The sequence below is a fragment of the Arenibaculum sp. genome (assembly GCF_035998295.1).
Taxonomy (GTDB): Bacteria; Pseudomonadota; Alphaproteobacteria; order Azospirillales; family Azospirillaceae; genus DASYHS01.
In genome coordinates this window covers 1-25,780 of record NZ_DASYHS010000294.1, presented here as the reverse complement: position 1 = coordinate 25,780, position 25,780 = coordinate 1, and the positions used below count along the sequence as shown (strand labels likewise).

27 protein-coding genes are annotated in these 25,780 nt (G+C 71.0%); 14 read left to right on the top strand and 13 right to left on the bottom strand.

Features of this window, described 5'->3' with window-relative positions; genetic code table 11:
* From atpA to VGO20_RS27895, 3 genes are all read right to left on the bottom strand, one after another.
* The coding region (gene atpA / locus VGO20_RS27905; protein ID WP_327505693.1) for a F0F1 ATP synthase subunit alpha at window positions 1–1,001 on the bottom strand (1,001 nt) is incomplete at its 3' end.
* Window positions 1,001–1,561 (bottom strand): F0F1 ATP synthase subunit delta, encoded by a 561-nt coding sequence (locus VGO20_RS27900; protein WP_327505692.1) that lies wholly within the window; start codon window positions 1,559–1,561, stop codon window positions 1,001–1,003. The genes atpA and VGO20_RS27900, both read right to left, overlap by 1 nt.
* A gap of 267 nt (window positions 1,562–1,828) precedes the next feature.
* On the bottom strand, window positions 1,829–2,569 hold the full coding sequence (locus VGO20_RS27895) for a substrate-binding periplasmic protein (protein WP_327505691.1): 741 nt from the start codon (window positions 2,567–2,569) through the stop codon (window positions 1,829–1,831).
* Between the two features lie 578 nt (window positions 2,570–3,147).
* On the opposite strand from VGO20_RS27895, the gene VGO20_RS27890 reads away from it, so the two are divergent.
* The 7 genes from VGO20_RS27890 (at window position 3,148) to VGO20_RS27860 (ending at window position 8,551) form a co-directional block, all read left to right on the top strand.
* The gene (locus tag VGO20_RS27890; protein ID WP_327505690.1) at window positions 3,148–3,768 is read left to right on the top strand and encodes a hypothetical protein; all 621 of its coding nucleotides are present in this window, start codon (window positions 3,148–3,150) and stop codon (window positions 3,766–3,768) included.
* On the top strand, window positions 3,765–4,670 hold the full coding sequence (locus VGO20_RS27885; protein WP_327505689.1) for an SDR family NAD(P)-dependent oxidoreductase: 906 nt from the start codon (window positions 3,765–3,767) through the stop codon (window positions 4,668–4,670). The genes VGO20_RS27890 and VGO20_RS27885 overlap by 4 nt, the downstream gene beginning before the upstream one ends.
* Window positions 4,671–4,693: 23 nt before the next feature.
* The gene (locus VGO20_RS27880; RefSeq protein ID WP_327505688.1) at window positions 4,694–5,959 is read left to right on the top strand and encodes an MFS transporter; all 1,266 of its coding nucleotides are present in this window, start codon (window positions 4,694–4,696) and stop codon (window positions 5,957–5,959) included.
* Window positions 5,956–6,816, top strand: coding sequence for a hypothetical protein (locus VGO20_RS27875; RefSeq protein WP_327505687.1), 861 nt, complete (start codon window positions 5,956–5,958; stop codon window positions 6,814–6,816). The genes VGO20_RS27880 and VGO20_RS27875 overlap by 4 nt, the downstream gene beginning before the upstream one ends.
* Window positions 6,817–6,835: 19 nt before the next feature.
* Window positions 6,836–7,054, top strand: a complete 219-nt coding sequence (locus VGO20_RS27870) for a tautomerase family protein (protein ID WP_327505686.1) — start codon at window positions 6,836–6,838, stop codon at window positions 7,052–7,054.
* A 22-nt stretch (window positions 7,055–7,076) separates the two neighbouring features.
* Window positions 7,077–8,066 (top strand): aldo/keto reductase, encoded by a 990-nt coding sequence (locus VGO20_RS27865; protein ID WP_327505685.1) that lies wholly within the window; start codon window positions 7,077–7,079, stop codon window positions 8,064–8,066.
* Between the two features lie 149 nt (window positions 8,067–8,215).
* A complete protein-coding gene (locus tag VGO20_RS27860; RefSeq protein WP_327505684.1) occupies window positions 8,216–8,551 on the top strand; it encodes a hypothetical protein in 336 nt (111 codons plus the stop codon).
* 121 nt (window positions 8,552–8,672) lie between these two features.
* Here VGO20_RS27860 and VGO20_RS27855 read toward each other — a convergent pair whose 3' ends face one another.
* On the bottom strand, window positions 8,673–10,901 hold the full coding sequence (locus tag VGO20_RS27855; protein ID WP_414639919.1) for a primosomal protein N': 2,229 nt from the start codon (window positions 10,899–10,901) through the stop codon (window positions 8,673–8,675).
* Between the two features lie 127 nt (window positions 10,902–11,028).
* Between VGO20_RS27855 and fsa the strand changes: the two genes are divergently transcribed.
* From fsa to VGO20_RS27840, 3 genes are read left to right on the top strand one after another with little or no spacing between them, the layout of a single operon-like run.
* Window positions 11,029–11,691: a fructose-6-phosphate aldolase gene (gene fsa / locus VGO20_RS27850; protein ID WP_327505682.1), complete on the top strand. Its 663-nt coding sequence runs from the start codon at window positions 11,029–11,031 to the stop codon at window positions 11,689–11,691.
* A 13-nt stretch (window positions 11,692–11,704) separates the two neighbouring features.
* Window positions 11,705–12,442 (top strand): DUF484 family protein, encoded by a 738-nt coding sequence (locus VGO20_RS27845; RefSeq protein WP_327505681.1) that lies wholly within the window; start codon window positions 11,705–11,707, stop codon window positions 12,440–12,442.
* Entirely contained in the window at window positions 12,421–13,380 is a 960-nt protein-coding gene (locus VGO20_RS27840; protein WP_327505680.1) for a tyrosine recombinase XerC, read from the top strand. Before VGO20_RS27845 ends, VGO20_RS27840 begins: the two co-directional genes overlap by 22 nt.
* Window positions 13,381–13,443: 63 nt before the next feature.
* Here the strand turns inward: VGO20_RS27840 and lpdA (VGO20_RS27835) are convergent, their stop codons facing one another.
* Genes lpdA (VGO20_RS27835) through VGO20_RS27820 form a run of 4 tightly spaced genes read right to left on the bottom strand, consistent with a single transcriptional unit; the run spans window position 13,444 to window position 18,430 of the window.
* Window positions 13,444–14,847, bottom strand: a complete 1,404-nt coding sequence (gene lpdA, locus VGO20_RS27835; protein WP_327505679.1) for a dihydrolipoyl dehydrogenase — start codon at window positions 14,845–14,847, stop codon at window positions 13,444–13,446.
* The gene (locus tag VGO20_RS27830) at window positions 14,847–16,178 is read right to left on the bottom strand and encodes a dihydrolipoamide acetyltransferase family protein (RefSeq protein WP_327505678.1); all 1,332 of its coding nucleotides are present in this window, start codon (window positions 16,176–16,178) and stop codon (window positions 14,847–14,849) included. The genes lpdA (VGO20_RS27835) and VGO20_RS27830 overlap by 1 nt, the downstream gene beginning before the upstream one ends.
* Window positions 16,179–16,181: 3 nt before the next feature.
* A complete protein-coding gene (locus tag VGO20_RS27825; protein WP_327505677.1) occupies window positions 16,182–17,195 on the bottom strand; it encodes an alpha-ketoacid dehydrogenase subunit beta in 1,014 nt (337 codons plus the stop codon).
* Between the two features lie 2 nt (window positions 17,196–17,197).
* On the bottom strand, window positions 17,198–18,430 hold the full coding sequence (locus VGO20_RS27820; protein WP_327505676.1) for a 3-methyl-2-oxobutanoate dehydrogenase (2-methylpropanoyl-transferring) subunit alpha: 1,233 nt from the start codon (window positions 18,428–18,430) through the stop codon (window positions 17,198–17,200).
* Between the two features lie 330 nt (window positions 18,431–18,760).
* Between VGO20_RS27820 and VGO20_RS27815 the strand changes: the two genes are divergently transcribed.
* Both VGO20_RS27815 and VGO20_RS27810 read left to right on the top strand, forming a co-directional pair.
* Window positions 18,761–19,213: an Lrp/AsnC family transcriptional regulator gene (locus VGO20_RS27815; RefSeq protein ID WP_327505675.1), complete on the top strand. Its 453-nt coding sequence runs from the start codon at window positions 18,761–18,763 to the stop codon at window positions 19,211–19,213.
* 159 nt (window positions 19,214–19,372) lie between these two features.
* Complete coding sequence (locus tag VGO20_RS27810) at window positions 19,373–20,284, top strand: EamA family transporter (RefSeq protein WP_327505674.1); 912 nt, start codon at window positions 19,373–19,375, stop codon at window positions 20,282–20,284.
* Window positions 20,285–20,289: 5 nt separating this feature from the next.
* Here the strand turns inward: VGO20_RS27810 and VGO20_RS27805 are convergent, their stop codons facing one another.
* From VGO20_RS27805 to VGO20_RS27790, 4 genes are all read right to left on the bottom strand, one after another.
* Window positions 20,290–20,730 carry a helix-turn-helix transcriptional regulator gene (locus tag VGO20_RS27805; RefSeq protein ID WP_327505673.1) on the bottom strand — a complete coding sequence of 147 codons (441 nt, stop codon included), beginning with the start codon at window positions 20,728–20,730 and terminating at the stop codon, window positions 20,290–20,292.
* A gap of 480 nt (window positions 20,731–21,210) precedes the next feature.
* Window positions 21,211–22,443 carry an MFS transporter gene (locus VGO20_RS27800; RefSeq protein ID WP_327505672.1) on the bottom strand — a complete coding sequence of 411 codons (1,233 nt, stop codon included), beginning with the start codon at window positions 22,441–22,443 and terminating at the stop codon, window positions 21,211–21,213.
* Window positions 22,444–22,460: 17 nt separating this feature from the next.
* Window positions 22,461–23,867, bottom strand: a complete 1,407-nt coding sequence (gene lpdA, locus VGO20_RS27795; protein WP_327505671.1) for a dihydrolipoyl dehydrogenase — start codon at window positions 23,865–23,867, stop codon at window positions 22,461–22,463.
* Between the two features lie 177 nt (window positions 23,868–24,044).
* Window positions 24,045–24,218: a hypothetical protein gene (locus VGO20_RS27790; RefSeq protein ID WP_327505670.1), complete on the bottom strand. Its 174-nt coding sequence runs from the start codon at window positions 24,216–24,218 to the stop codon at window positions 24,045–24,047.
* A gap of 139 nt (window positions 24,219–24,357) precedes the next feature.
* Here VGO20_RS27790 and VGO20_RS27785 point away from each other — a divergent pair, with 139 nt between their 5' ends.
* Window positions 24,358–24,951: an Ntn hydrolase family protein gene (locus VGO20_RS27785; protein WP_327505669.1), complete on the top strand. Its 594-nt coding sequence runs from the start codon at window positions 24,358–24,360 to the stop codon at window positions 24,949–24,951.
* A 55-nt stretch (window positions 24,952–25,006) separates the two neighbouring features.
* The gene (locus VGO20_RS27780) at window positions 25,007–25,618 is read left to right on the top strand and encodes a hypothetical protein (RefSeq protein ID WP_327505668.1); all 612 of its coding nucleotides are present in this window, start codon (window positions 25,007–25,009) and stop codon (window positions 25,616–25,618) included.
* A gap of 21 nt (window positions 25,619–25,639) precedes the next feature.
* On the opposite strand, the gene VGO20_RS27775 is transcribed toward VGO20_RS27780, so the two are convergent.
* Window positions 25,640–25,780, bottom strand: a 141-nt coding sequence (locus VGO20_RS27775; RefSeq protein ID WP_327505694.1) for a 2-oxo acid dehydrogenase subunit E2, incomplete at its 5' end; no start/stop codon positions are given.

The following is a 25,780-nucleotide window of genomic DNA, read 5'->3' as shown; positions in this document are numbered from 1 at the left end:
ACGTCGCCGGCCTGCGTCTCGATGACCGGCAGCGCCGTCAGCGAGCCCGCGCCGTGGTCGTCGTTCATCTTCGCCGCGCGCTCGAGCAGGCGCGAATGCAGGTAGAAGACGTCGCCGGGATAGGCTTCGCGCCCCGGCGGGCGGCGCAGCAGCAGCGACATCTGGCGGTAGGCGACGGCCTGCTTCGAGAGGTCGTCGTACACGATCACGGCATGCATGCCGTTGTCGCGGAAGAACTCGCCCATGGCGCAGCCGGTGTAGGGCGCCAGGAACTGCAGCGGCGCCGGGTCCGACGCGGTCGCCGCGACGACGATGGAGTATTCCATCGCGCCGGCGTCCTCCAGCGTCTTGACGATCTGGGCGACCGTCGAGCGCTTCTGGCCGCAGGCGACGTAGATGCAGTAGAGCTTCTTGCTCTCGTCGCCGCCGGCGTTGATGCCCTTCTGGTTGAGGAAGGTATCGATCGCGACGGCGGTCTTGCCGGTCTGGCGGTCGCCGATGATCAGCTCGCGCTGGCCGCGCCCGATCGGGACCAGGGCGTCGATCGCCTTGAGGCCGGTCTGCATCGGCTCGTGCACGGACTTGCGCGGGATGATGCCCGGCGCCTTGACCTCGACGCGGCTCATCGACACGTCGACGAGCGGGCCCTTGCCGTCGATCGGGTTGCCGAGGCCGTCCACGACGCGGCCGAGCAGGCCGCGGCCGACCGGCACCTCGACGATGGCGCCGGTCCGCTTGACGGTGTCGCCTTCCTTGATGTCGCGGTCGTTGCCGAAGATGACGACGCCGACATTGTCGGCTTCGAGGTTGAGGGCCATGCCCTTCAGGCCGTTCGTGAACTCGACCATCTCGCCGGCACGGACTTGGTCGAGGCCGTGGACGCGGGCGACTCCGTCGCCGACCGAGAGGACCTGGCCGACTTCGGCGACATCCGCCTCATTTCCGAAATTCGCGATCTGCTGCTTCAGGATCGCGGAAATCTCCGCGGCGCGGATTTCCATCAGCCAACCCCTTTCATGGCGAGTTGCAGCTTGTTCAGCTTGGTGCGCACGGAGCTGTCGATCATGCGCGAGCCGACTTTGACGATCATGCCGCCGATCAGCGCAGGGTCGACCCCGACCCGGACATCGATCTGGGAGCTGAGGGAGCTCCGCAGGGCATCGGTCAGGGCCTTAACCTGGGTATCCGACAGCGGATTCGCCACGGTCACCTGCGCCGTCATCTGGCCGCGGCGCCGGGCGAGTTCCGCCAGGAACTGGTCGGTCATCGCCGGCAGCGCGAACAGGCGGCGGTTGCGGGCCACGAGGCCGACGAAACGGCGGGTCAGCTCGGAGAAGCCCGCGGCCACCATGATGGCGTCCACGGCCTTCGCCTGCTCGGCGCGCGACAGCATCGGGCTGCGCACCATGCGGGCGAAATCGGGGCTCTCGGCGAGCATTCGCTTCAGGCTGGTCAGATCGCTCGCGGTCTGGTCCAGAGCCTTGTTCTCATCCGCAAGCTCGAACAGGGCAGACGCGTACCGCCCTGCCAGCCCGGATACGCCTGTACCTTGGGATGCCACCTGGTACCTCGGTTCAGTCCGTAGACCTGTTTGATTTTTCAGGGCCAATAGGAGGAGAGACGCATGGGCAGACCCCCTCCCAAGCGGCGAGCGGTCACATAACACACCGAAACTCGCGGCGCAACCTCGTCTAGCCCCGTACGCGGGTGCGACGGAATGGCCGGAAGCCGCGGGTCCGCGGGCGTGAGCGGCAGGCCGGAAACGGCTGCGGGGGAGCCGGTGGGCTCCCCCGCGATGCGTTCCGACGCAGGCCGGGCGGTACGGGCGTCAGCCCGGCGGCAGCACGTCCTTCATGATCGCGTCGTACTCGCCGCTCTTGACCATCTCGTCGAAGCGGGCCCGCATCTTCTCGACGATCTCGGCGGGGATGTCCTTGGAGCCGACCACCCACACGCTGATGTCCTGCACGGGCTTGCCGATCACGAGCTTGCCGGCATCGAGGCCCTGCGAGGTCGCGATCGGCTTGAAGCCGGACGCCACCGAGAACCAGGCGTCGACGTTGCCGGCGTAGAGCTTGGCGGCGTTGAGCTGCTCGGAATTGGCGATGTCCAGGTTGGTGAAGCCGTTCCGGTTCAGCATGTTGAACGGGGCGCTGTTGTTGTTGACGGTGACGGCCGTCAGCTTCTGCGCGTCCTCGAAGCTGTCGACCGCGGCGTCGGGGGCGATCGTCGCGAAGCTGAAGCCGTCCTTGTAGGCCTGCACGATCCACTGGTACTTCGGCTCGCGCTCGGGGTTGCGGGCCAGCGGGAACCCGATGATGCCACCCTGCTCCATCGTCGCGAGCAGGCGCGCGACCGGCACCGCCGGGATCTGCTGGTCGACCCCGGCCGCCTTCAGCATCTCGTGGACGAGCTGCGCCACCGGCCCTTCGATCACGCCGTTGTTCTCGACGGTCATGGGCTGCAGGGCATAGGAATTGACCTGGACGTCCTGGGCGTTCGACGGCGCGGACCAGACGGCCGCGCCGAGGCCCGCCGCGACGCAGAGCCTGCGGAACCAAATCTTCATGCAACTCTCCTCTTTGCCGGTGAACTTCGAGCCTTCGCTCTTCGGCTGACGCACGCGTTCCTGGCCCAGGGCCCTTGTTTGCGCCCTTTGGTTTTGCTCGAGGCACAGGATGGCACTCGTTACCGAATGTCCGCAACTTGTTTTCTACCTGCCGTGATGGCCTGATGCCCCGACTCGCGCCTAGAGCGCATATTTCGCGGATCGAACGAAAGAATCCATCTGCATCGGTAGCTTGATTTTGCCGTTCCGTGCGCCTATGGGCGCCGCCACGGACAGGCCGAATACTTGGGTATGCGTCGATTCGCCTTGGCGTATCCAGGAAGCACCAAAGACAATCGCGGGGCAACGACAATCGCATTCGATAGCATTCATAGGACTCGTCATATTTCAACCTTGTAAAATTAAAGCCTATTTTATGAAAATCTGTTGACACGGGATAAAATCAGACATATTTCAATCCTACGCCGTGACGAAGCACTAACACTCAATCATGCAGGCAACGGCATGACGGTAACACAACCGTCGGCCGGCACCGCCGCACCGTCCCGGCGCCATCACGAGAGCAATGGGAGACAACCATGTCGGCGAGGCTCGTTGCCGTCACCGAGATCACCCCGCTGCCGAACCGGGCCGAGGAGCTGGCCACCCGGTGGGCACGCAGTTCGAACGACCTTCCGGCGGAGCGCCGCGGCGTGTTCCTGAGCCTGGACGGCACCAGCGTGATGGAACTGGCCGGGCTGGAGCGCCTGGAGGACCTGGCGGCGTGCAGCCCGGCCTGGCCCCGTCTCGAAGCCGCGTTCGCCCCGCACCTCGCCGCGGACTGGCGCCGCCAGGTCCTCGGCTACGTGGAGTCGGTGAAGCCCTGCCCGACCCCGCTGCCCGAGACCCCCTACCTCCAGATGCGCCATGTCGAGGTGAAGCCGCCGGTCTACCCGGACTATCGGGAATGGCGCGACCGGACCATCTACGGCGTCGTCCGCCGCGCCCCCGAGGTGGAGGTCTTCCTGTCGTATCATTCGCTGCTCAGCACCGAGCCGGGGGTGATGTTCCTCGCCGGCTTCAGCACCGATCCCGACTCCTATTCGCAGGTCTTCGCGACGGAGGAGTATCGCCGGATCGTCCAGGAAGCCGGCGACACCTACATCACCGGCGGCGCGGCCGGCCTCTACACCCGGATCTACCGGAGGATCGCGCCGTGAGCGGGACCGGGAACGCCCGGCTGCCGGCCGGGGCGGGAGTCGAGAACGCCCGGCCGCTGGCCGGGCCAGGGATCGAGAACGCCCGGCCGCTGGCCGGGCCGGGGATCGAGAACGCCCGGCCGCTGACGGGACGGGTCGCGGCCATCAGCGGCGCCACGGGCGGGATCGGCCGGGCCGTGGCGCGCCGGCTCGCCGCCGACGGGGCCAGGGTGGTCCTGCTGGGGCGGGACGAGGCGCGCCTTGCCGCCGCCTGGGACGACCTGTCCGCCGCCAGCCCGCTGGCGGAGTTCCATCTGCGCAAGATCGACATCGCCGACGCGGCGTCCACAGCGGCTGCGCTGGCCGCGATACGCGAGGCGGTCGGTCCGGTCGACGTCCTGATCCACTGCGCCGGCGACGTGATGCCGGCGCCGCTGCTCGAGACGGCGGACGCGGACTGGGAGGCGGCGCTCGGCGGCAAGCTGCTCGGCACGATCCGCCTGACCCGGGAGGTCGCGCGGGACATGGCGGCGCGGCGCGGCGGATCGATCGTGTTCGTGAACGGCGCCTTCGCCCGCGAGCCCGACCCCCTGTTCCCGGCCGCGAGCACGGTGGTCGCGGCGCTGTCCGCATTCGCCAAGGCGATCTCGCGCGATCTCGGCGCATCGGGGGTGCGGGTCAACGCCGTCAACCCCGGGGCTACCGAGACGCCGCTGTGGCACGGCTTGGCCGAGGCGCTCGGCCGGCGCTTCGGGGCGACCGCCGCGGACGTCACCGGCATGGCCGCGGCGAAGTCCCCGCTCGGCCGGATCGGCCGGCCGGAGGACGTCGCCGACGCCATCGCGTTCCTCGCCTCGCCCGCCGCGTCCCACATCACCGGGGCGACGCTGCAGGTCGACGGCGGCGCGTCGGCCGCGCTCTGACGCCCGGCCGGGAAACGACCGCCATGACGACCGCACCGATCGCCGTTGCCGGCCCCGCCCCGGCGGCCCCATCGTCGCCGATGACCCCGGCGGCCCCGGCCGGCCTGCTGGTGATCGCCGCAGCCGCCGCCCTGCCGTCGGCCGGCGTCTACATGACCCAGCCGCTGTTCCCGGAGATCGCCGGCGCGCTCGGCGTCGGCGCCACCGAAGCGCGGCTCGCCTTCACGGCGACGGGCATCGCCTACGGCCTCGCCTTCTTCGCGTTCGGGCCGCTGGCCGACCGGCATCCGGGCCGCGGCCTCGCCGTCGCCGGCGCGCTCGGCCAGGCCGTCTTCGCGCTGGCAATGGCGCTCGCGGGCGGCTTCACGGCCTTCCTCTGCTTCGCCGCGGCGTTCGGCGTCGCCGCGGCCGCCGTCCCGGCCGCGGTGTTCGCGCTGGTGGCACGCACGGCCCCGCCCGGCCGCACGGGCCTGCATCTCGGCATCGCGATCGGCGCCGCGGTGGCCGGCATGATCCTCGGGCGATGGGCGCCGGGCGTCGCGGCCGAAGCCGTCGGCTGGCGCACGACCTTCCTCGGCGCCGCGGCGCTGTTCGCGCTGCTCGCGGCGGCGCTGCGCCTGCTGCCCGGGAACGATCCCCGTCTCACCACCCACCTCACCACCCTGCCGCGCCAGGGTCTCCGCCGGACCTACGGCGCAGCACTCGGGCTGCTGGCGCGGCGGCGCGTCGCATGGCTGCTCGCGACCGGCTTCGCGCTGTTCGCCGGCTATCTCGGGCCGACCTCGATGCTGACCTATCATCTCGCCGGGCCGCCTTTCGGCGCGGGGACGGGCGAGGTCGGCTGGATCAGCCTCGCCGGCCTGACCGCCGTGCTCGGCGCCCCGCTGTCGGGCCGGCTGCTGCCGGTGCTGGGCGCGCGCCCGGTGATGCTGGCGGGGCTGGCGCTGATGCTGGCGGCGCAGGCGGTGCTGCTGGTCGCGGGCACGCTCGCCGCCGTCGCCACCGGCGTGGCGCTGCTGTTCCTCGGCGTGTTCGTGTGCCAGCCCGTCGTCTTCGCACTGCTCGCCGAGGCGGTCCCGGCCGACCGGCGCGGCACGGCGACCTCCTTCTACTTCCTCGTGTGCATCCTGTCCGGCGGCCTCTCGACCGCGGCACTCGGCCCGGTCTGGGAAGCGGCGGCCTGGCCGGGCGTTTCCGCCGCCTCGACGGCCGGCATCGCCGCCGCCGGCTGGCTGCTGCTGCGCGCCACCGGCCCCGCCGCCGTCCCTGCCGAGAAGGACCCCCGATGACGCGGACCGCCATCCTCGACCTCAGCGTCACCACCCAGGGCCCGACATACCCCCCGAGCGAGGTGATGGACGCCGACGGCAACTTCATCGTGATCGGCCGCATCAACCGGGCGGGGCCGGACGGCACCACGACGTCGCCATGGGGCCGGGCGATCGTCGCCGCCGACAGCCCGCTGCCGCCCTTCGGCCAGCAGCGCCCCTACCGCATCCTGCGCGAACTCGGCCCGGAGCTGTCGGCCGCGGACGCGGCGCTGGTGCTGCACACGCTGCCCCTGCCGCTGCCCTGCCACAACTACCCGATGGTGTTCGCGCCGGAGCAGCTTCCCGACGCGGAGCGGATCGTGCGGCCCAGCCATCCCTTCCACCAGGTGCCCATCCCGGACCTGCGGCCCGAGGACGGGCGGGCGACGACCGAGCCCGTGACGCTGGGCGCCTGGGTCCGGGCGCGCGGGCAGGTCGGCGCGACCGTGGCGCCCGACGCGCGGACGGCCCGGTTCGAACTGGAGTTCGAGGGGCTGATCCCCAACAGCCTCTACACCGTGATGTCGCTGCGCCAGCGCGACCTCGATCCCGCCGGGCCGACGCGCCCGGGCCCGCTCGGCATCCCCAACGCCTTCGCGACCGACCGGCACGGCCGTGGCCGGCACGAGGCCGTGCTGCCCGACCCCTTTCCACGGGCCGACCGCCCGGACGCCAGCCGCCCGGACATCAATCGCATCGTCAACGTGGTCCTACTGTGGATGAGCTACCAGCGCAGCCACGGCGGCGCCATCGGCCTGTTCGGCCTGGGCGGCGACATCCACGCCCAGCTCAAGCTGGAAAAGCCCTCGTTCCTCGAACTCGAAACCCGAAGCTGATACCCTGACGGAGGAAACCATGCCCATCATCGAAGTCACGACCTGGACCGGCATCACGGACGACAAGGCCCGCGAGCTGATGGAGAGCCTGACCCGGACGACGGTCGACGTCCTGAAATGCCCCCTCGACAAGGTCACGGTCTACGTGAGCGAGGTGCCGAAGGCGCGGTGGAGCGAAGCGGGCACCATCGGCTCCGACCCGGACTGGGCAACGAAAAGCAGGCGGCAGGGTTACTGAGGCCCGCACGGAGGACATCACGGTGCAGACACGCAATCTCGGCCTCAGCGGCCTCTCCGTCTCCGCCCTCGGGCTCGGCTGCATGGGCATGTCCGAGTTCTACGGCGAGAGCAACGACGCGGAATCGCTGTCGACCCTGGAATACGCCTTCGAGAAGGGCGTGACCTTCTACGACAGCGCCGACACCTACGGCCACGGCCACAACGAGGAGCTCCTGAGCGCGTTCCTGCGCGGCCGGCGCGACCGGGTCGTCGTCGCCACGAAGTTCGGCATCTTCCGTTCGCGCGACATGGGCTATTCGCGCAGGATCGACAACAGCCCCGACTACATCCGCGAGGCCTGCGACGCCTCGCTGCGCCGGCTGCGCACCGACGTCATCGACCTCTACTACGTCCACCGCGTGAACCCGGACGTGCCGATCGAGGAGACCGTCGGCACGCTGGCGGAGCTGGTCGCCGCGGGCAAGGTCCGGGCGATCGGGCTGTGCGAGGTCTCCGCCGCGACGCTGCGCCGGGCCCATGCCGTCCATCCCGTCGCCGCCGTCCAGAGCGAGTACTCGCTGTGGACGCGCGATCCCGAGGACGGCGTGCTGCCGGCGTGCCGCGATCTCGGCGTCGCCTTCGTCGCCTACAGCCCGCTGGGGCGCGGCTTCCTGACCGGAACGATCCGCGACGCCGGCACGCTGTCGCCCGAGGATTTCCGACGGGCCAACCCGCGCTTCCAGGACGCCAACCTCGAGGCCAACCTCGCGCGCCTCGAACTGGTCCGCGCGATCGCGCAGGAACGGCGCTGCACGCCCGGCCAGATCGCGCTGGCTTGGCTGCTCGCCCAGGGCGAGGACATCGTGCCGATTCCCGGCACGCGCCGGCGCAAGTACCTCGACGAGAACTGCGGGGCGGCCGAGGTGCGGCTGACGGCGACGGACATGGAGCGCCTGGAAGCCGCCTTCCCGCCCGGCGCCACCGCCGGCGAGCGCTACCCCGCCGAGGGCATGAAGGGCATCAACGCCTGACGCGGCGGCCGGAGCGGAACCCGGGCCGGAACCCGTCCCGGGGTCCGGGAAGAGGATTTCCGGGTTCCGCCCATTAACATTAAGCGTGCCTTAACCAAACACGGGCAATTCTCTACGAGAACACACCCGAGCTGTGGATGAGGCATTCCGTGTCAGTCATTGCATTCAGCCTCGCGCGATTTACTCCGAGCGACTTGCAGGAGTTCTACGAGATCGCCGACCCGCGGCTCGCGCGCGGATTGTGGGAATCGGTGGCGCGGCAGACCGGCCCGGACTTCGACCGGCTGCAGGTCAGGCTGCCCCGGATCGCCCGGCCGGTCTTCAGCTTCGAGCGCGACCGCCAGGGACGCTACACGCTGCTGTTCAACGACAGCCATGGCTGGCACGGGATCGGCAGCGGCCACACGGCGGGCGAATGCCTGACCATCTGGCGCATCCGCCCGCGCCGCGAGGCGTCGGCCCGGCCGAACCTGACCGCGTCCTGATCCGGCCCCGGACCTGGGGAAGCACAGGTTCAGGCTGGAGGGGGACGTAACCCCTCATCCTCCCGCCGCTGGCGCGGCGGGCCCCCCCTTCTCCCTCCGGGAGAAGGGGTTTCCGGTTCTTCTATAGGAAGCTGTACGGGTCGACGTCGACCTGGACCCTGACCGAGCCCGGGACCGGCACCTGGTCCAGCCAGCGGGCGACGAGGGACTGGACCTGCACGCCGCGGGGCGCCTTCAGCAGCAGCCGGCGCCGGTGGCGCCCGCGCAACAGCGCGAAAGGGGCCGGCGCCGGCCCGAGCACCTGGACCGCGTCCATCCGGGGCGCGGTGCGGCCGAGCCGGCGCGCCACCGCGTCGACCGCCTCCATGTCCTCGCCCGAGACGATCAACGCCGCCAGGCGCCCGTAGGGCGGCATCCCGGCCGCGATCCGCTCCCGCGCCTCGCTGGCGAGGAAGGCGTCGCGGTCGGTGTCCAGCAGCGCCTGCATCACGGGATGCTCGGGCATGTAGGTCTGCAGGAACACGGTGCCCGGCCGGTCGCCGCGCCCCGCCCGCCCGGCGACCTGGCTCAGGAGCTGGAAGGTGCGCTCGGTCGCCCGCAGGTCGCCGCCCTGGAGCCCGAGATCGGCGTCGACGACGCCGACCAGCGTCAGCAGCGGGAAATGGTGGCCCTTGGCCATCATCTGCGTCCCGATCAGCAGGTCGATCTCGTGGCCGGTGACCTTGCGCACCAACTCCTCCACCGCATGCGGGCCGAACAGCGTGTCGCTGGTCATCATCGCGATGCGGGCCTCGGGGAACAGGAAGGCCGCCTCCTCGGCCACGCGCTCGACGCCGGGGCCGCAGGCGGCGAGGCTGCCCCCGGTGCCGCAGGACGGGCATGAATCGGGCAGCTTGACGCAGTGATCGCAGTGATGGCAGCGCAGCTGGCCGGCGAGCCGGTGCTCGACCAGCCACGCCGTGCAGTTCGGGCATTGCAGCCGGAAGCCGCAGGCCCGGCACAAGGTCAGCGGCGCGTAGCCCCGCCGGTTCAAGAACAGCATCGCCTGCTCGCCGCCCTCCAGCGTGCGCGCCAGCGCGTCGCGCAGCGACGGGGCGAGCCAGCGGCCGCGCTCCGGCCGGTCGGCGCGCATGTCGATCAGCCGGATCTCCGGCAGCACGGCGTTGCCGTGGCGCGACGGCAGGTCGAGCCGCTCGTAGCGCCCGGCCTCGCAGTTGGCGACCGTCTCCAGCGACGGCGTCGCCGACACCAGCACGATCGGGACGCGGCCGAGATGCGCCCGCACCACGGCCATGTCGCGGGCGTGGTAGATGACGCCGTCCTCCTGCTTGAACGCGCCCTCGTGCTCCTCGTCGACGACGATCAGGCCGAGGTCGGGGAACGGCAGGAACAGCGCCGAGCGCGCGCCGACGACGAGGCGCGCCTGCCCGGTCGCGACCGCGCGCCAGGTGGTGCGGCGCTGATGGGGCGTCAGGTCGGAGTGCCACAGGTCGGGCGGGGCGCCGAACCGGGCCTCGAACCGCGTCAGCCACTGCGCGGACAGCGCGATCTCCGGCAGCAGGACGAGCACCTGCCGGCCGGCCTCCAGCGCCTGCGCGACCGCCTCGAAATAGACCTCGGTCTTGCCCGAGCCGGTGACCCCGTCCAGCAGCGTGACGCCGTAGTCCCCGGCCCGCACCTTGGCGCGCAGCGCCTGCGCCGCGTCCCGCTGCGGCCCCGACAGCACCGGGCCGGGGAGCGCCCAGTCCGGGTCGCGCCGCGCCTCGCTCACCCGCATCGCCACCGGCTCCAGCACGCCGGCGTCCGCCAGCCCCCGGACCACGCCGATGCCGCACCCGGCCTCGAGCGCGAGCTCGGCCGCCCCGCGCGGCGGCCCGTCTGACAGGATCTCCAGCACCCGCCTGCGGGCGGGCGTCGCCTTGAAGCCGGGGGGGCGCGGGGCGTCGGACAGGCGGTAGGCCGTGACCGGACGCGGCGGCTCCAGCCCGGCGGCCGAGCCGAGCGCCATCTTCAGTACCGCTCCGGCCGGCGCCATGGTATACGCCGCCACCCAGTCGACGAACCGCCGCTGCACCTCGGGCATCGGCGGCACGTCGAAGCGTCGGAGGATCGGCCGCAGGCGCCCGTCCTCGATCCCGCCGCCGCCTTCGGCCCAGACGACGCCGACCACCCGGCGCGGACCGAGCGGGACCTCGACGTAATCGCCGGGGCCGGCCGGGACGTCCGGCGGCAGGCGGTAGTCGTAGGCCCCGGGCAGGGGCAGCGGCAGCAGGACCCGGACGCGGTCCGCCGCCCGGTCGGGCGGCGCGGGGCGGTCCGCCGCCGGCATCTCGTCCGGGCCGCCGAACAGCGGGCCGGGTGCGGAACTGGCGCGATCTCCGGCCATGGGCTAGACTGCCGGCCGCGTGCGGCGAGCGGAAAGGATGCCGCCGAACCGGTACGGATCACGCGAAAGCTTGGACAAGGACGCGTTCCTCATGAAGTTCTTCATCGATACCGCCGACCTGGACGAGATCCGCGACTTGGCCGAGACCGGGCTGCTGGACGGCGTGACCACCAACCCCTCGCTGGTCGCCAAGTCCGGCCGCGACTTCATCGAGCTGATCGGGCAGATCTGCGAGATCGTCCCCGGCCCGGTCAGCGCCGAGGTCGCCGCGACCGATTTCGATACCATGCTCGAGGAAGGCCGCCACCTCGCCCGGCTCGCCCCCAACATCGCGGTGAAGGTGCCCCTTACGCCGGCCGGCCTCAAGGTCTGCCGCATCCTGTCGTCCTCCGGCACGATGGTCAACGTCACGCTCTGCTTCTCGGCCGCGCAGGCGATCCTGGCCGCCAAGGCCGGCGCCACCTTCGTGTCGCCCTTCATCGGCCGGCTGGACGACATCGGGTCCGACGGGCTGTCGCTGATCTCCGACATCGTGCAGATCTACAACCAGTATCCCGGTCTCTCGACCGAGGTGCTGGTGGCTTCGGTGCGCAACCCCGTCCACGTCGTCGAGGCGGCGAAGATGGGCGCCCATGTCGCGACCCTGCCGCCGGCGGTGCTGCGCCAGCTCTACCACCATCCCCTGACCGACAAGGGCCTCGCCCAGTTCGTCGCGGACTGGCAGAAGACCGGCCAGTCGATCCTGCGGAAGTGACGGGCCGGTGGGCATGGACCAGGACGGCGCCACGCCGATGACGGAGCCGGGCGGATACGGCAGGCGGGCCGCTCCCGAACCGACGGCCGAGACGGTGGCCGCCTGGCTGCGCGCCAACCCCGGCTTCCTCGCCGACCGGCCGGACCTCGTACAGCACCTGACCCCGCCGCGGCAGGACCGCGGCGAAGGGGTCGTCGACTTCCAGTACTTCATGGTGGAGCGGCTGCGCCAGGAGGTCGAGCGGCTGAAGGAACAGCAGCGCGAGCTGATCGGCACGACCCGGGCCAACCTGAACAACCAGAACCGCATCCATGCGGCGATCCTGTTCCTCCTGGACGCGCGCAGCTTCGAGCAGCTGATCCAGACGGTCACGACCGAGCTGGCGGTCCTGCTCGACCTCGACGTCGCCTGCTTGGTGGTCGAGTCGAACGGGCAGGACATCCCGCACGTCCACAAGTCCGGCGTGCGGGTGGTCGAGGAGGGGATGGTCGCCGGCATCCTCGGCCGCCGGGACCTGCTGCTGCGCGGCGGGATCGAGGGCGATCCCGCGCTCTACGGCTCGGCGGCCGGGCTGGTACGCTCGGAAGCGCTGATCCGGCTGCACATCAGCGACGACACGCCGCCCGGGCTGCTGGCCTTCGGCGCGCGCGACCCCGACATGTTCCACCAGGGCCAGGGCACGGAGCTGGTCGGCTTCCTCGCCCGCGTCATCGAGCGGTGCATCCGGGGATGGCTGGAGCTGCCGGCCTGACCGGCCTCTCGTGGCGCGAGGACGTCGCCGCCGCCTTCGGGGATTGGCGGCGCTTCCTGGAGAGCGAGCGCCGGGTATCGGCGAACACGCTGGCCGGCTACAGCCGCGACGTCGCGACCTTCCTGGGCTTCCTGGCCGGGCATCTCGGCCGCCCGCCGGCGCTCGCCGACCTGGCCGGCATCGGCGTCGCGGATTTCCGCGCCTGGCTCGCCCGGCGCGCGGGCGAGGGCGCCGGCGCGCCGACCCGGGCGCGGGCCCTCGCGGCGGTGCGGGGGTTCTTCCGCTGGCTCGACCGGACGGGCCGGCTGCACAACGCCGCCGTCGGCACGATCACCTCTCCCCGCCAGGCGCGGCCCCTGCCCCGCCCGCTCGCCGAGGCGGATGCGCTGGCGTTGCCGGCCACGGCGGAGGAGACCGCCACGGCCCCCTGGATCGGCCGACGCGACCGGGCGCTGTTCACCCTGCTCTACGGCTGCGGGCTGCGCATCGGCGAGGCGCTGGCGCTCGACCGGCGCGACCTGCCGGCGGGCGACCTGCTGCGCGTGGTCGGCAAGGGCTCGAAGGAGCGGGTCGTGCCCGTGCTGCCGGAAGTGCGCCGGGCGGTCGAGGACTACGTCGCCGCCTGCCCGTTCGCGCTGCCCGCCGACGGGCCGCTGTTCGTGGGCGCGCGGGGGGGCCGGCTCGACGGCCGGGTCGCGCGCCGGGCCATGGAGCAGGTGCGCCACCTGATGGGCCTTCCGGACACGGCGACGCCGCATGCGCTGCGGCACAGCTTCGCCACCCATCTGCTGGCCGACGGTGGCGACCTGCGCGCGATCCAGGACCTGCTCGGCCATGCCAGCCTCAGCACCACCCAGCGCTACACCGAGGTCGAGGCCGACCGGCTGATGGAGCTGTACGACAAGGCCCACCCGCGCGCGCGCAGCCGCGAGCCCTGAAGACGGGACGGCCCCGCGCCGGGTGGCGCGGGGCCGCGTCGCCGCGAGGACGTTCGCGTGGCCTCAGATGTGGAGCGCGTGCCCGAGCACCCGGAGCGAGGCCTCGTGCACCGCCTCGCCCAGCGAGGGGTGGAAGAACACGGTGCCGGCCACGTCCTCCAGCACGCTGCCGACCTCCAGCATGTGGACGAACTGGTTCGACAGCTCGGACACATGGGCGCCGACGGCCTGGATGCCGACCAGCCGGTGGTTGTCCGCGCGCGCGACCATCCTGACGAAGCCGCCGTTCTCCCCCGCCTCCAGCGTCATGGCGCGGCCGTTGGCGGAGAAGGGGAAGATCCCGGACTTCACGCCCATGCCCAGCTTCTCGGCCTCGTGCGGCATCAGCCCGACGCTCACGATCTCGGGCTCGGTGAAGCAGACGCTCGGAATGGCCTGGGTGAAGTGCCGCCGGTGCCCGGCGATCAGCTCGGCCACCATCTCGCCCTGGGCCGAGGCCTTGTGCGCGAGCATGGGCTCGCCGACGAGGTCGCCGATCGCCCACACGCCCTTCATGGAGGTCCGGCACTGGTCGTCCACCTTGACGAACGGGCCGGCCATGTCGACCGCCATGGTCTCCAGCCCCCAGCCCGAGACGCGCGGGCGCCGGCCCACGGTCACCAGCACCTTGTCCGCGGGGATGCGGACCTCGCCGTCCGCGGTGCGCACCACCAGCGCCCGGTCGCCCGCCTCGCCCTCCAGGCCCATGGCCGACGCGTTCAGGTGGACGCGCACGCCCGCCTTCTCGAGCCAGCGCTGCACCGGCGCCGTCAGAGCGTCGTCGTAGATCGGCAGGATGCGGTCGCGGGCCTCCACGACGGTCACCTCCGACCCCATCTTGCGGAACGCGGAGCCGAGCTCCAGGCCGATATAGCCGGCGCCGACCACGACGAGGCGGCGCGGCAGCTCCTGCAGGGCCAGCGCCTCGGTCGAGGAGAGCACGTCGCCGCCGAACGGCAGGGCCGGGATCTCGACCGGCTCCGACCCGGCGGCGAGCACGACGTTCTCGGCCGTGATCGTGACCGTGCCGTCCTTGGTCTCCACCGAACAGGTCTTGGCGTCGGAGAAGACGGCCGTGCCCTCGACGACGCGGACCTTGGCCTTGCGGAGCAGGCCGGCGACGCCGCCGCTGAGGCGGTCGACGATCCCGTCCTTCCAGCCGACGGCCTCGGCCAGGTCGAGCGCCGGCGGCGCCGACAGCCGGATGCCGATCCGGCCGCCGTCGGCCGCCTCGGCCATGGAGGCGAAGCGGTCGGCGACGTGGATCAGCGCCTTGGACGGGATGCAGCCCTTGACCAGGCAGGTGCCGCCCAGCCGGCCGGCCTCGACGAGCGTCGTCTCGAGGCCGAGCTGGCCGGCCCGGATCGCCGCCACGTACCCGCCCGGGCCACCGCCGACGACGAGGACCTTGGTATTGATCCGGGTCATCACAGTCCTTCCATGAAGAGGGTGGCGGGCTGCTCCAGCACGCTCCTGACGTCCTGCACGAACTCCGCCGCGTCCCAGCCGTCGACGATGCGGTGGTCGAAGGAAGAGGACAGGTTCATCATCTTGCGGACGACGACCTGGCCCTGGCGGACGACCGGACGCTCGACGATCTTGTTGACGCCGACGATCGCGACCTCGGGCGAGTTGATGACCGGCGTCGAGACGATGCCGCCCATCGCGCCCAGGCTGGTGATGGTGATCGTCGAGCCGGACAGCTCGTCGGGCTTCGCCTTGCCTTCGCGCGCGGCCGCCGCGAGGCGCGAGATCTCGGCCGCGCAGGTCCAGACGTCCATCGCCTCGGCATGCCGCAGGACCGGGACCATCAGCCCGGACGGCGTCTGGGTGGCGATGCCGGCATGGACCGCCTCGTAGCGGTACACGACCCCGCCGGCGTCGTCGTAGACGGCGTTGATCTGCGGACGGCGCGCCAGCACCGTGACCAGGGCGCGGACCAGGAACGGCAGCAGGGTCAGCTTCGGGCGGTCGCCCCGCCGCTCGCCGTTCAGGTGCACGCGCAGCTCCTCCAGCGCGGTGACGTCCACCTCCTCGACATAGGAGAAGTGCGGGATGCGCCGCTTGGTGTCCTGGAGACGCTCGGCGATGCGGCGGCGCAGGCCGATCACCTTGATCTCCTCGACCCCGTGCTTCTGCACGAGGCCGCGGCCGCCGCCGGCGACCGGCTGGCCGCGCGAGGCGACATAGGCGTCCAGATCCTCGTGCGTGATGCGGCCGCCCGGGCCGGTGCCGGGGACGAACTGCAGCTCGATCCCGAGGTCCCAGGCGCGGCCGCGCACGGCCGGCGAGGCGATCGGCTTGTCGCCGGGCGCGCGGGGCGCGGCAGGGGCGGTGGCGGGGGAAGCTGTCCGGGCCGCGGGCCGCGAGGGCGGCGCCTGGAACGGCACGCGCGCCGGAGCCGGCTCGGCGACCGGCGCGGGAGCCGGTGCTGCGGCGGGAGCCTGCGCGGGCGCCGCCTCGGCGGCCGCCGGTTCCGCCGCGGGGGCCGGAGCCTCCTCGGCGGCATTGCCCGGGCCTTCCACCTCCAGCACGACGAGCGCCGACCCGATCGCCTGCCGCTCGCCCGGGTTGCCGTTGAGCGCCGTGATCTTCCCCGCCACCGGCGAGGTGATCTCCACCGTCGCCTTGTCGGTCATCACGTCGACCAGCGGCTGGTCCTCGTCGATCGTGTCGCCGACGGCGACGTGCCAGTTGACGATCTCGGCCTCGGCGATCCCTTCGCCGACATCCGGCAGTTTGAAGACGTAGCGTCCCATCGGTCAGGCCTCCATCACGTGGCGAAGGGCCTCCGCGACGCGGCGCGGGCCCGGGAAATACTCCCATTCGAAGACGTGCGGGTAGGGGGTGTCCCAGCCGGTGACCCGGAGGATCGGCGCTTCGAGATGGAAGAAGCAGTGCTCCTGGACGAGGGCCGACAGCTCGGCCCCGTAGCCGCCGGTGCGCGTCGCCTCGTGCACGATCACGCAGCGGCCGGTCTTCTCCACCGACTGCACCACGGTCTCGATGTCGAGCGGCAGCAGCGTGCGCAGGTCGATCACCTCGGCGTCCACGCCGCTGTCGGCCGCGGCCGCGAGCGCCACGTGGACCATGGTGCCGTAGGCCAGCACGGTCACCGCCTCGCCCTGGCGGACCACCGCCGCCTTGCCCAGCGGGACCTTGTAGTAGCCCTCGGGGACGTCGCTGGACGGGTCTTTCGACCACGGCCGCACGGGCTTGTCGTGATAGCCCTCGAACGGCCCGTTGTAGAGGCGCTTCGGCTCGAAGAAGACGACGGGGTCGTCGTCCTCGATCGCGCTGATGAGGAGGCCCTTGGCGTCGTAGGGGTTGGACGGGATCACGGTCTTCAGCCCGGCGACATGGGTGAAGATGCCCTCCGGGCTCTGGCTGTGGGTCTGGCCGCCGTAGATGCCGCCGCCATAGGGCGAGCGCAGGGTCATCGGCACCCACCACTCGCCGCCGGTCCGGTAGCGGATGCGCGCCGCCTCGGAGATCAGCTGGTCGATCGCGGGATAGATGTAGTCCGCGAACTGGATCTCCATCACCGGCCGCAGGCCGTAGGTGCCCATGCCCACCGCGACGCCGGCGATGCCGCCCTCGGCGATCGGGGTGTCGAAGACGCGCTGGCGGCCGTACTTCTTCTGAAGCCCGTCGGTGCAGCGGAACACGCCGCCGAAATAGCCCACGTCCTCGCCGAAGATCACGACGTCGTCGTCACGTCCGAGCATGACGTCCATGGCGGAGTTCAGCGCCTGGATCATGTTCATCGTCGCCATCGTCAGATCCCCGCTTCCTGGCGCTGGCGCCGGATGTGCCAGGGCGTCTCCTTGAAGACGTCCTCGAACATCGTGCTGGGGCTGGGGCGGTCGCCGCTGCCCAGCGTGCCGTAGCTCTCCGCCTCCCGGGCCGCCTCGCGGACCTGTGCCGTCAGCTCGTCCTGGAGGGATTGGTGCTCGTCCTCGGACCAGTGGCCCTCGACGACGAGATGCTGGCGCAGCCGGTCGATCGGGTCGCCGAGCGGCCACTTCTTCGCCTCGTCCGCGGGGCGGTACTTCGACGGGTCGTCGCTGGTCGAATGGGCGGCCGCGCGGTAGGTGAAGAGCTCGATCAGCGTCGGCCCGAGATTGCGGCGCGCCCGCTCGGAGGCCCAACGGGTCGCGGCCCACACCGCCGGGAAGTCGTTGCCGTCGACGCGCAGGCCCGGGATGCCGTAGCCGAGCGCCCGGTCGGCGAAGGTCGCCTGCTCGCCGCCGGCCACGCCGTGATAGCCGGAGATCGCCCACTGGTTGTTGACGACCGTGAGGACGATCGGGGCGCGGTAGACCGAGGCGAAGGTCAGGGCGTAGTGGAAGTCGCCTTCCGCCGTCGCGCCGTCGCCGATCCAGGCGGCCGCGATCCGGTTGTCGCCCTTGTAGGCCGACGCCATCGCCCAGCCGACCGCCTGGGAGAACTGCGTCCCGAGATTGCCCGAGATCGAGAAGAAGCCGGCCTCGCGGCTGGAGTAGAAGACCGGCATCTGCCGGCCCTTGAGGCGGTCGCGCGAGTTGGAGAACACCTGGCACATCATGTCGACGATCGACCAGTCCCGCGCGAACAGCAGGCCGTGCTGGCGGTAGGTCGGGAACAGCATGTCGTCGCGCTCCAGCGACAGCCCCTGGGCGGCCGCCACCGCCTCCTCGCCGGTGCACTTCATGTAGAAGGAGGTCTTGCCCTGGCGCTGGGCCACGGTCATGCGCTCGTCGTAGGCGCGGTTCAGCATCATGACCCGCAGCCCCTTCTTCAGCACCTCGACGGGCAGTTCCGGGTTCCAGCTTCCCACCGCCTTGCCCTGCTCGTCGAGCACGCGGATCAGGCCCTCCGTCAGATGGCGCGTCTCGCTGGTCGGCGCATCCGGGGGCGGCCGGTCCGAAGCGCCGGCCGGGGGGATGCGGAGATAGCTGAAGTCGACTTCGTCGCCGGGTCTAAACCGCGGCTCCGGAACGTGCAGGCTGAGCGAAGTCGGTTTCGTCATTTATTCTCCTCCCAGACGGATCCTTCTCCCCCGGACGCGCCGGAACGGCGCAGCCCGAACGGGCCGGCTGTCGTTCCGTCGGCGCGGGGTCGTGCTCGACCCGAACGCACGAAGAGGTTATGGAGTTGCCGTTCCCGGCGTGCGGCAGCCCGCAGCGGAGGCCGCAGGACGCCGCCGCGGCTCGGGACCGGGCCTCGTCGTAAGGCGAAGCCTAGGCCAATCGCCCGAGACGGGGTTTTTGATTTTTTAGTGCCGCCCCGACACTTTCAGAATTTCTTTTGGACATTTTACCGTGATATAGAAGATCATTCTGTGTCACAGAAGGCCTCCATGGACGAGATCGACCGTCGCATCCTGCGCGTGCTCCAGTTCGACGCCCGGATCACCAATCTCGACCTCGCGGAGAAGGTCGGCCTGTCGCCCAGCCCGTGCTGGAACCGCGTGCGCCGACTGGAGCAAAGCGGGGTCATAGAAAAATATGTCACCCTGTTCAGCCAAGCCGCGCTCGGCACGCCCGACACAGTCATCATCGAGGTAAGACTGGAGAAGCACGACGACGAGACCCTGAAGAAGTTCGAACATGCACTCACGCAGTTCCCCGAGGTCGTCGAGGCTTACCTGCTGACGGGCGAATACGACTACATCATCAAAGTCGCGGTGGCCGGCACCACGGGTTATGAGCGGTTCCTGCGCGACAAGCTCTACAAACTGCCGGGCATCCGGGAGACCCGGTCGAGCCTCACCCTGCGCTGCTTGAAACGGAACCTGTCCCCGCAGCCGTGACCGCGCGGGCTGGTTTCAAATGAAAGAAGATTCTTCTGCCGCCCCGGGGTGTGGGCGGCTGGCCTGATCCGTCGCGTGTTTAGGCCCGATCCGGCGCGCGGAGGGGCGGGCGCGTCGCTAGGCTGGGTTCATGAGCCATCGAGCCGAACCAGCACGCTCATGACGAACCAGACAGCGCCGCCGGACCGGATGGGCGGAGGCGCCGCGCGGGGGGCGGCGGCAGCCGTTCTGCCCCTCGTGTCGGTCACCTCCACCCAGATCGGCGTGGCCCTCTCGGTGCCCCTGGCCTATGCGATAGGCGGCGCGGGCACCGCCGCCCTTCGCCTGGCCTGGGCGGGCATCGCGCTCCTCGTCCTGACCCGGCCGCGCGTATGGACGTGGAGTTGGAAGCAGATCGGAGTCTGCGCTTGCCTGGGCACCGTCACGGCGGGCATGGCGCTCTGCTACTTCGAAGCCGTCGCGCGCCTTCCCGTGGGGACGGCCACGGCGATCGAGTTCCTCGGCCCCCTGGGCGTCGCCGTCGCCGGCGCGCGGCGCTGGCCGGAGTTCCTGTGGCCGCTCCTGGCCGGCGCGGGAATGATCCTGCTGATGGGCAGCCTCGAAGGCGTCGGGTCATGGACGGGCTTCGCCTACGCCCTGGCGGCGGCCGGCTGCTGGGCCGGGTACATCCTGCTGACACGCAGCATGGCTTCGTCCCTTCCGGGCCTGCAAGGGCTGGCCGTCTCCGTGTCCATGGCGGCATTGATCGGAATCGCGGTCGGCGTGGTCCCGGTCTCGTCGGTCATCGGCGCCGACGACGTGATCCTGGCCGCCGGCATCGCCATGCTCTTTCCCCTGATCCCATACGTCGCGGAAATCCTCGCGCTGCGCCGCATATCGGTCAGGACCTTCGGCATCCTGATGAGCCTCGATCCGGTGGTCGCGGCGATCGCCGGCTTCGTGATCCTCGACCAGAGACTGGACCCCTTCCAGATCCTGGGAATCGTCTCCATCGCGGCGGCGAGCGTCGGGGCCCTGGGCGGGTTCGGCTTTCTGCGGCCGGCCCGCCCCTCGATCGAGGAGAGGCGGTAGGCGTCTCACCTGCCGCCCTGCGGGCGGTGGCGGTACTCCTTGGGCGAAAAGCCGACGATCTGCCGGAAGGTCCGGGCGAAATGGCTCGGGGACTCGAAGCCCACCTCGTAGGCGGCGGTCGAGACCGCTTCGCCGGACCTCAGCAGGTCCTTGGCCTTGTCGACCCTGCGGTCGGCGATGTAAGTGCCGATCGAAACGCCGTACTCGCTCCGGAACAGCCGCGTCAGATGGCGGCGCGAAATCGAGAACCGCTCCGCGAGTTCGTTCAGGTCGAGCGACGAATCCAGGTTCGTGTCGATGAACGACGCGACGGACTGCGCCAGCGCGCCGCGACGCCGGGGACCTGCTCCGATGACGGGAAGCTCGTGGACCAGCTCCTCGAAGATGAGCCTGTCGACGAGTTCGACACGTCTCGGATTGGAATGTCTGTATCCCAGGAGCGGCACCAACCGCCGCGGCAGCGGCCCTACCCTGAAACGTGCGTCGGCGGCCAGTAACGGTTCCGAGAGATGGTCGTCCGCGTACATGGCCAGATGGTGCGTCCTTCCGACCCCTCCTTCAGTGGCATGGCGGACCCCAGGCGCCAGGACGAGCGCATCCCCGGGCCCGACGATCTGCTCACGGGCAACGCCGTCGACCCTTATGCGTAGCTCTCACATGCCGGGCAACAGCAGCATGGCATGTCGATCATGACAGTGCCATTTCGCGCGATAGCCGACGCGATCGATGTCGCTGGAGTAGAACTCGAATGATTGCCGCCGAACAAGCATAGTTCCTCCATCACCTGCCTTTGAAACCTGGCCACAAGGAGATGGTTCCTGCGCTATTCATGGTAAGTTCTAGCCAACCCGAAGGGCACACTCTCAGGCCTCCATGATACCGAACAAAATTCATGATAAACGCGTGCGAATTTTAGGAGTTCACTGTCAGTCCGCCGAACGCAATGGCCGGGCCGACCAGACCAGCGCCAGCGGTCCGAGCGCGACCACGGCACCCAGGGCCGCGAAGGCAAGGCCCCAGGCGGCCCGGCTCGTGCCGCCGCCGGCCGCGTCCAGGACGGCGCCGAAGGCGACCGAGCCCAGGAAGGCCGCCCCGAAGCCGAGCAGGCTGTGGACGGCCATGGTGGCGCCACGCCGCGCTTCGCCGGCGGCGCCGACGACCCCCACGGTCAGCGAGGCGCTGTCGAGGTTGACGGTCACGCCGTAGAGGGCCGCGACCGCGGCGACGGCCCATAGCGGCAGCCCGGCGGTGAAGCCGACGACGCAGGCCAGCGCCGCCGACAGCAGCATCACCGTGCAGAGGACGCGGTGCCGGCCCCAGCGCATCGCGGCCTCGTTGCCGAGCACGCTGGCCGGCATGCCCAGCAGCAGCACCCCCGTCGCGAGCGCCGTCACCAGCGGCGGCACGGACGCGGCCTCGCCCGTGCCGGCCTCCAGCGCCGCGGCGAAGGCGAGGAAGGCGACGATCCAGGCGCGAAAGCCGAACAGCTCCCAGCAATGGGCGGCGTAGGCGAGGATGTAGCCCATGGCCGGGCGGTTGCGCAGCACCGGCCGGAAGTCCAGCAGCGCGCCCTGCGGCCCGCGCGGGCCGGGCGGCGCCGCCGGAACCGTGCGCAGCACGATCGCGAGCGCCGCCAGCGTGGCGAGCGCCGAGGCCGCGAAGGCCGCGCGCCAGCCCCAGGCCTCGCCCGCGAGCCCGGCGAGCAGCACCGAACCGGCCGAGCCGAGCGCGAAGCTCGCGGTGTAGAAGGACAGGTAGCGCGACTGCCGCGGCCCGCCGACATGGTCGCCGAGGATGCGCAGCCCCGGCATGTAGGTGCCGGCGAGCGCCACGCCGCCCGCGAGGCGGAACGCCAGCGCGGTCCAGAAGCCGTCGGCCAGCAGCGCGAAGCCGGCCAGCGAGACGGCGGCGAGCGCGGTCGAGGCGAGATAGACCCGGCGCGGGTCGACCCGGTCGGTCAGCGTCACCAGGACCGGCACGGCGGCGACGTAGCCGGCCTGGAAGATGCCGTTGAGCCATCCGGCCTGCGTCGCCGACAGCGCCCATTGCGAGGAGAAGACGGGGAGGAGCGCCGGGAACGCCATGGTGCCGGCCATGCCGAGGATCTCGGCGAGGCACAGCGCCAGCGTGAAGGAAAGGGCCCGCGGGGGTGCGCGCACCCCCGCCCGCGCCGCCATCAGATGTGCAGCGGCCGGCCGTCGACGGCCAGCGCCGCCTCCTTCACCGCCTCGGTCAGGGTCGGATGCGCGTGCGAGGTGCGAGCGATGTCCTCGGCCGAGGCGCCGAACTCGATCGCGAGCGCCAGCTCGGCGATCAGCTCGCCCGCGAAGGGGCCGACGATGTGCACCCCGAGCACGCGGTCGGACGCCTTGTCCGCCAGCACCTTCACGAAGCCGTCGGTCGACGCGATCGCGCGCGCCCGGCCATTGGCCGAGAACGGGAACTTGCCGGCCTTGTACTCGACCCCGTCCGCCTTGAGCTGCTCCTCGGTGCGGCCGACCGAGGCCACCTCGGGATGGGTGTAGACGACGTTCGGGATGGCGTCGTAGTTGATGTGGGCGGACTGGCCGGCGATCACCTCGGCGACCGCCACCCCCTCCTCCTCGGCCTTGTGGGCGAGCATCGCGCCCTCGACGACGTCGCCGATCGCGTAGACGCCGGGGACGTTGGTCCGCCAGTGGCCGTCGATGCGCACCCGCCCGCGCTCGTCGGTCTCGACGCCGGCGGCCTCGAGGCCCAAGTCGGCGGTGTAAGGGCGCCGCCCGATCGCCACCAGGACGACGTCCGCCTCGATCGTCTCGGCCTCGCCGCCCTTCGCCGGCTCGACCGTCAGCGCGACGCCAGCATTGGTGACCCGGGCCGACGTCACCTTGGTCGACAGGCGGAACTCCAGGCCCTGCTTCTTGAGGATGCGCTGCATGTTCTTGGAGACCTCGCCGTCCATGCCGGGCAGCACGCGGTCCAGGAACTCCACCACCGTCACCTTGGAGCCGAGCCGGCTCCATACCGAGCCCATCTCGAGCCCGATCACCCCGCCGCCGATCACGACCAGGTGGTCGGGCACCCGGTCCAGCTCCAGCGCGCCGGTGGAGGAGACGATGCGCCGCTCGTCGATCTCCACGCCCTTCAGCGGCATCACGTCCGAGCCCGTCGCGATCACGATGTTCTTCGCGCCGACGGTCTGCGCCCCGCCGTCGCCCTCGACCGTGACCTCGCCGGGGCCGGAGATGCGGCCGCGGCCCTTCAGCCAGTCGATCTTGTTCTTCTTGAACAGGAACTCGATGCCGGCGGTGTTCTCCTTCACGACCTTGGACTTGTGGGCCATCATCGCCGGGAGGTCGAGCTCGACCGAGCCGAGCTTCACGCCCAGCTTCGGCAGGTCGTGCTTCGCCTCGGAGAACTTCTCGGACGTCGACAGCAGCGCCTTGGACGGAATGCAGCCGACGTTCAGGCAGGTGCCGCCCAGGGTCGCGCGCATCTCGACGCAGGCGGTCTTCAGCCCGAGCTGGGCCGCGCGGATCGCGGCGACGTATCCGCCGGGGCCGCCGCCGATGACGACGACGTCGTAGTTCTTGTCAGGCATCGCTTCCTTCGCCTCCGTGGCCGCTCGAAACCTCGTGTCGCGGGTCGGATTTATGGACCGGCGCGCGTCTCGCCGCAACCGGGCATGCGCGCGCAGGCCGGCCAGCCCTGCGCGTCGCGCCGGTCGGACATGCGCGCGGCGAAGGAAGGCGGGATGCCGCCGCCTACCGCCTCGCCGTCATTCCCGCTTCTTCTCCGGGGGAGCCTTCCCGGGCGGGGCGCCGCGATGCCACGCCTCGACGTCCTCGCCGCCGGGGGCGTTGCCGTAGCCCTGCCCCGGCCCCCGCTCGGACCCGGGCGCCTTGTCCGGCTTGCGCTCCGCGTCCGGACCCTGTTCCTTCGGATCGGCCATGCTCGTCCTCCTCCGCTATCAGTCCCGTGGAAAACCGCCGCCATTCTTGTTCGTTTCGGGTCCGGGACATTTCCATAACCGTTTGTTAACCACGGTTTGCGACGCTCGGCCCGGTGTTTTCCTTCGTTATGGACGGGCGATGACCTGCATCGTTGGACTGGTAGACGGCGACCGCGTCTGGATGGGTGGCGACAGCGCGGGGGTCAGCGGGCTCGACATCACCGTGCGCGCCGATCCCAAGGTATTCCGCAACGGCCCGTTCCTGATCGGGTTCACCAGCTCGTTCCGCATGGGGCAGCTGCTGAACTTCCGGCTGCGCGTGCCGGAGCAGGAGCCGGGGACCGACGTGTTCGGGTACATGGTGATGACCTTCGTCGAGGCGGTCCGCGACTGCCTCAAGGACGGCGGCTACGCCCAGCGCACCAACGATGCCGAATCCGGCGGCAGCTTCCTGGTCGGCTACCGCGGCCGGCTGTTCTCGATCCAGAGCGACTACCAGGTCTGCGAGGCGATCCGCGGCTTCCATGCGATCGGCTGCGGCGCGGACTATGCGCTGGGAGCGTTGGCGGCCAGCACGCATGTCGGCAGCGAGCAGCGCATCCGGCTGGCGCTCGAGGTGGCGGAGACCTTCTCGGGCGGCGTGCGCGCGCCGTTCCGGATCGACTGCGTAGGCACCGAGCCGTTGCGTTCGGAGACGGAACCGTCCCTGCCGCTGCTGACGGCGGTCGCCTGACGCTTCGCCCTGCCCGTCTGTTGAAGGGTGCGGGACACCCAGCCTGCGGACCGTCATGCGAGCGTTACCGGCTTTCCTGCTGGCCGCCTTCCTCCTCCTGCCGCCGCCGCTCTCCGGCCGCGCCGGGGAGGAGGACCCGGCGGCGCTGGTCCGCCCGCTCCGGGGCCTGGGCGCGCCCGCGATCGACGAGCGGCTCGGCGCGCGCGTGGAGGCCTTGCCGTCCCGGCTCGACTTCGGCCCCTACTACGCCGAGCGTCGCCTGCGCGACGTGACGGTCGCGGGCGTCCCCTTCACGGCCTGGCTGCAGATGGACCGCGAAACCGGACGGCTCGCCCAGGTCCTGCTGGAACGGCGGCGGATGGACGCCTCGCCGCGGGTCGTCGGGCCGGTGGTCGACGCCCTCGTCGCCCGGTACGGACCGCCCGACGAGGAGCGCGCCGGCGAACGGCCGGGCATCCCGGTGTCGGTCGAGCTGTCCTGGCGCCTGCCGGACGCGCGGCTGGTCCTGCACCTGTTCGACTTCAAGACCTCGGCGGTCTTCTCCGAGGACCCGAACCGCGACCCCGATCCGCTGGAGCCCTTCTATCGGCGCATGCGCAACAACCAGCGCTTCCTGCCGGCACGGCTGACGATCCGGATCTCGCCGACCGGGGCGGAAGGCCCCTGACCGGCGGGAACGGCAACGGCCTCACATGTCCAGCAGCAGCCGGCGCGGGTCCTCGATGCCTTCCTTGACGCGGACCAGGAAGGTGACCGCCTCGCGGCCGTCGATGATGCGGTGGTCGTAGCTCAGCGCCAGGTACATCATCGGCCGGATCTCGATCTTGCC

Excerpts from the sequence above, each read along its gene's own strand:
- VGO20_RS27870 (WP_327505686.1), top strand. The coding sequence starts at position 6,836 with ATGCCCATCATCGAAGTCACGACCTGGACCGGCATCACGGACGACAAG.
- VGO20_RS27790 (WP_327505670.1), bottom strand. The coding sequence starts at position 24,218 with ATGGCCGATCCGAAGGAACAGGGTCCGGACGCGGAGCGCAAGCCGGAC.
- fsa (WP_327505682.1), top strand. The coding sequence starts at position 11,029 with ATGAAGTTCTTCATCGATACCGCCGACCTGGACGAGATCCGCGACTTG.
- VGO20_RS27780 (WP_327505668.1), top strand. The coding sequence starts at position 25,007 with ATGCGAGCGTTACCGGCTTTCCTGCTGGCCGCCTTCCTCCTCCTGCCG.
- lpdA (WP_327505679.1), bottom strand. The coding sequence starts at position 14,847 with ATGACCCGGATCAATACCAAGGTCCTCGTCGTCGGCGGTGGCCCGGGC.
- VGO20_RS27820 (WP_327505676.1), bottom strand. The coding sequence starts at position 18,430 with ATGACGAAACCGACTTCGCTCAGCCTGCACGTTCCGGAGCCGCGGTTT.
- VGO20_RS27845 (WP_327505681.1), top strand. The coding sequence starts at position 11,705 with ATGGACCAGGACGGCGCCACGCCGATGACGGAGCCGGGCGGATACGGC.
- VGO20_RS27840 (WP_327505680.1), top strand. The coding sequence starts at position 12,421 with ATGGCTGGAGCTGCCGGCCTGACCGGCCTCTCGTGGCGCGAGGACGTC.
- VGO20_RS27815 (WP_327505675.1), top strand. The coding sequence starts at position 18,761 with ATGGACGAGATCGACCGTCGCATCCTGCGCGTGCTCCAGTTCGACGCC.
- VGO20_RS27830 (WP_327505678.1), bottom strand. The coding sequence starts at position 16,178 with ATGGGACGCTACGTCTTCAAACTGCCGGATGTCGGCGAAGGGATCGCC.
- VGO20_RS27825 (WP_327505677.1), bottom strand. The coding sequence starts at position 17,195 with ATGGCGACGATGAACATGATCCAGGCGCTGAACTCCGCCATGGACGTC.
- VGO20_RS27890 (WP_327505690.1), top strand. The coding sequence starts at position 3,148 with ATGTCGGCGAGGCTCGTTGCCGTCACCGAGATCACCCCGCTGCCGAAC.
- lpdA (WP_327505671.1), bottom strand. The coding sequence starts at position 23,867 with ATGCCTGACAAGAACTACGACGTCGTCGTCATCGGCGGCGGCCCCGGC.
- VGO20_RS27810 (WP_327505674.1), top strand. The coding sequence starts at position 19,373 with ATGACGAACCAGACAGCGCCGCCGGACCGGATGGGCGGAGGCGCCGCG.
- VGO20_RS27785 (WP_327505669.1), top strand. The coding sequence starts at position 24,358 with ATGACCTGCATCGTTGGACTGGTAGACGGCGACCGCGTCTGGATGGGT.
- VGO20_RS27895 (WP_327505691.1), bottom strand. The coding sequence starts at position 2,569 with ATGAAGATTTGGTTCCGCAGGCTCTGCGTCGCGGCGGGCCTCGGCGCG.
- VGO20_RS27875 (WP_327505687.1), top strand. The coding sequence starts at position 5,956 with ATGACGCGGACCGCCATCCTCGACCTCAGCGTCACCACCCAGGGCCCG.
- VGO20_RS27880 (WP_327505688.1), top strand. The coding sequence starts at position 4,694 with ATGACGACCGCACCGATCGCCGTTGCCGGCCCCGCCCCGGCGGCCCCA.